At 55.4% G+C, this 3,930-nt stretch carries 2 protein-coding genes and 1 pseudogene; all 3 read left to right on the plus strand.

What is annotated here, in order from left to right; translation table 11 throughout:
* On the plus strand, window positions 1-206 hold a 206-nt coding region (rpsU, locus tag JWR17_RS11535), incomplete at its 5' end, for a 30S ribosomal protein S21 (protein ID WP_299831400.1).
* A 373-nt stretch (window positions 207-579) separates the two neighbouring features.
* Window positions 580-2,526 (plus strand): DNA primase, encoded by a 1,947-nt coding sequence (dnaG, locus tag JWR17_RS11540; protein WP_299831403.1) that lies wholly within the window; start codon window positions 580-582, stop codon window positions 2,524-2,526.
* 67 nt (window positions 2,527-2,593) lie between these two features.
* A pseudogene (locus JWR17_RS11545) lies at window positions 2,594-3,925 on the plus strand (sigma-70 family RNA polymerase sigma factor); the annotation flags it as partial.
* Window positions 3,926-3,930: the final 5 nt, after the last annotated feature.

Genomic DNA, 3,930 nt, shown 5'->3' on the forward strand with positions numbered 1-3,930 from the left:
TCAAAGTTAAAGAGAACGAACCCTTCGACGTAGCTCTGCGTCGTTTCAAGCGCTCCTGCGAAAAAGCCGGTGTTCTGGCTGAAGTTCGTAGCCGCGAATTTTACGAGAAGCCGACTTCTGAGCGTAAACGTAAAGCAGCAGCCGCTGTTAAACGTCACGCCAAGAAAGTTCAGCGCGAGCAGCGCCGCGCCGTTCGTCTGTATTAATTTACAGACATCCGTCGCACGCTTCTGCCACGCCCGGCCTCAAAGCCGGGCTGCCGGCAGTTGCACATCAAGCCTCATGCTTTACTGACAGAGGCTGTCTAAGCCGCAGGTGCACGTCAACTGCGACTAAGACAAATCCCGTCAAGACACGTCTCGCTCTGATTCGGCAACGACTCAGATTGCATCGATCACGTCTACACTGACGACGACCAATGCGCATGACGAGCACGCCTCATTGACCTTCGAAAGGAGTTCAATCAGGCAGCGTCTCCCAATGTCAGCTTAGTGAACACACTGGCCCGCAATGGCCAATGTCGTTGCGTTTTAGTTTCGCCACGATTTTGTTGGCGGGCAGTCTGATGATGAGAACGCCATGGCCGGGCTAATTCCCCAGAGCTTCATTGACGACTTGTTGAACCGCACCGACATTGTCGATGTTGTCAGCTCACGCCTGCAATTGAAGAAAACCGGGAAAAACTACAGCGCCTGCTGCCCATTCCACAAAGAAAAAACCCCGTCGTTCAGCGTCAGCCCCGATAAACAGTTCTATTACTGCTTTGGTTGTGGTGCAGGCGGTAACGCGCTTGGTTTCATGATGGACCACGACAACCTGGATTTTCCCCAGGCCGTCGAAGAACTTGCTAAAGCCGCCGGCATGGAAGTGCCGCGCGAACAAAGCGTTAAAGGACAAAAGCCCCGTCAGCCGACCGATTCACCGCTTTATCCTCTGCTGACGGCAGCCGCCGAGTTTTACCGCCAGGCCCTGAAAAGCCATCCGATGCGCAAAGCCGCCGTGGATTACTTGAAAGGTCGTGGCTTGTCAGGGGAAATCGCCCGGGACTTCGGCCTGGGCTTCGCCCCACCCGGCTGGGACAACCTGCACAAACACTTGAGCAGTGACACGCTCCAGCAGAAGACCATGATCGATGCTGGCCTGCTGATTGAAAACGCCGAGACCGGCAAACGCTACGACCGCTTCCGTGACCGCGTGATGTTTCCTATCCGCGACAGTCGCGGGCGAGTCATCGCTTTTGGCGGTCGGGTGCTCGGTGACGACAAGCCAAAGTACTTGAACTCGCCGGAAACGCCCGTATTTCACAAGGGACAGGAGCTGTATGGCCTGTTCGAAGCACGAAAGTACAGCCGCAACCTCGATGAAATAATAGTCGTCGAGGGCTACATGGACGTCATCGCCCTCGCCCAACAAGGCTTGCGCAATGCCGTCGCCACATTAGGCACTGCCACCAGTGAAGACCACCTGAAGAAGCTTTTTCGGGTCGTGCCCAACGTACTGTTCTGTTTCGACGGCGATCAGGCCGGCCGCAATGCCGCCTGGCGAGCACTGGAAGCTGCGCTATCAAGCTTGCAGGACGGCCGCCGAGCGCGGTTTTTATTCCTGCCTGAAGGCGAAGACCCAGACACACTGGTTCGCTCCGAAGGCACCGATGCGTTCAGAGCGCGGATCAACCAGCACGCACAACCGCTGGCTGACTATTTTTTCGAGCAGTTGACCAAAGAGGCTGATCCGCGCTCGCTGGAGGGTAAAGCCCATATGGCAACCCTGGCCGCGCCGCTTATCGACAAAGTCCCGGGCGCCAATTTACGTACGCTTATGCGTCAACGCCTGAGCGAAATTACTGGCCTGAACACTGAGGCCATGAATCATCTGGTGCAAAGCGCGCCCCACGAAGCGCCGCCCGGTTATGACCCAAACATCGATTACGACGCGATTCCGGACTACGCTGACTTTCAACCAGACAACGTTTATGAAGCGCAGCCGGAATGGACCAAGAAAGCCGGTGGTCAGAAAAAGTGGGAAAAGAAACCCTGGGACAAGAAGGGCAAACGACCCGACTTCGAACCCCGCGGACCCCGCACACCAGCGACGGTAGAACCACCGACGCTGACCGCATTGAGAACGCTTCTGCATCATCCGCAACTGGCCGAGAAAGTCGAAGATGCCAGCCATTTTGCTGCAGAAGATCATATTTACGCGCAATTACTGGTCGCTCTGCTTGAAGCATTGCAGAAAAATCCGAAGCTGCGTTCACTTCAATTGATTGCGCGCTGGCATGGCACAGAACAAGGCCGACTGTTACGCGCATTAGCAGAGAAAGAATGGCTGATTGAGGCCGATAACCTTGAACAACAGTTTTTCGACACTATAACTAGTTTATCCGCCCGCCAACGCGAGCGCAGCCTGGAACATCTAATCAGGAAAGCACGTCAATCCGAACTGAGCGCAGAAGAGAAAGTTCAGCTACGCGACCTGTTAATTCGTAATGTTCCTGCACAAACCCCGACCTCAACTGGCGCGTGAGGTCATAGCTCGGGTATAATCCTCGGCTTGTTTTTTGCCCGCCAAGACCTTCAGTGGATAGGGTGTTATGTCCGGAAAAGCGCAACAGCAGTCTCGCCTCAAAGAGTTGATTAGCCGCGGTCGTGAGCAGGGTTACCTGACTTACGCGGAGGTCAACGACCACCTGCCTGAAGATATTTCAGATCCAGAGCAGGTGGAAGACATCATCCGCATGATTAATGACATGGGGATCAACGTATTCGAGAGTGCCCCGGATGCGGATGCACTCCTGTTGGCCGAAGCTGACACCGATGAGGCGGCCGCGGAAGAAGCGGCCGCAGCCTTGGCGGCAGTCGAGACCGACATTGGTCGCACCACCGATCCCGTGCGCATGTATATGCGTGAAATGGGTACGGTCGAGCTTCTGACTCGTGAAGGCGAAATTGAAATCGCCAAGCGTATTGAAGAAGGCATCCGTGAAGTGATGGGCGCAATTGCGCACTTCCCAGGCACGGTTGACCATATTCTCTCCGAGTACACACGAGTCACGACCGAAGGTGGACGCCTTTCTGACGTCCTGAGCGGTTATATCGACCCGGACGACGGCATTGCGGCTCCTGCTGAGGTTCCACCTCCTGTAGACCCCAAAGCGGCGAAGCCAGAAGGCGACGACGACGAGGAAGAAAAAGAGGGTGATGCAACCGACGAAGAGGAAGAGGTTGAAAGCGGCCCTGACCCGATCATCGCTGCAGCGCGCTTCGGTGCGGTTTCCGATCAAATGGAAATCGCCCGCAAAGCGCTGAAGAAGCATGGTCGTGGCAGCAAGCAGGCTACTGCCGAACTCATCGAGCTCGCTGTGCTGTTCATGCCGATCAAACTGGTTCCTAAACAGTTTGAAGGCTTGGTCGAGCGTGTCCGCAGTGCACTCGAGCGCTTACGTGCTCAAGAGCGCGCAATCATGCAGCTGTGTGTACGTGATGCACGTATGCCTCGCGCCGATTTCCTTCGCCAGTTCCCAGGCAATGAAGTCGACGAAAGCTGGACTGACGCGCTGGCTAAAGGCAAAAGCAAATACGCTGAAGCCATTGGCCGCCTGCAAGTCGATATCCAGCGATGCCAGCAGAAGCTGACCGCGCTCGAAACCGAAACAGGTTTGAAGATTTCCGAGATCAAGGACATCAACCGTCGCATGTCGATCGGCGAGGCCAAGGCCCGCCGCGCGAAGAAAGAGATGGTAGAAGCGAACTTGCGTCTGGTGATCTCCATCGCCAAGAAGTACACAAACCGTGGCCTGCAATTCCTCGATCTGATCCAGGAAGGCAACATAGGCTTGATGAAAGCGGTGGACATGTTCGAATTCCGTCGTTGTTACAAGTTCTCGACTTATGCCACCTGGTGGATCCGTCAGGCGATCACTCGCTAGAT

The organism is Pseudomonas sp. (assembly GCF_028293835.1).
In the GTDB taxonomy this organism is placed as follows: Bacteria; Pseudomonadota; Gammaproteobacteria; order Pseudomonadales; family Pseudomonadaceae; genus Aquipseudomonas.

What these genes read in the sequence shown, in the direction of transcription:
- dnaG (WP_299831403.1), top strand. Translation starts at nt 580, where the DNA reads ATGGCCGGGCTAATTCCCCAGAGCTTCATTGACGACTTGTTGAACCGC.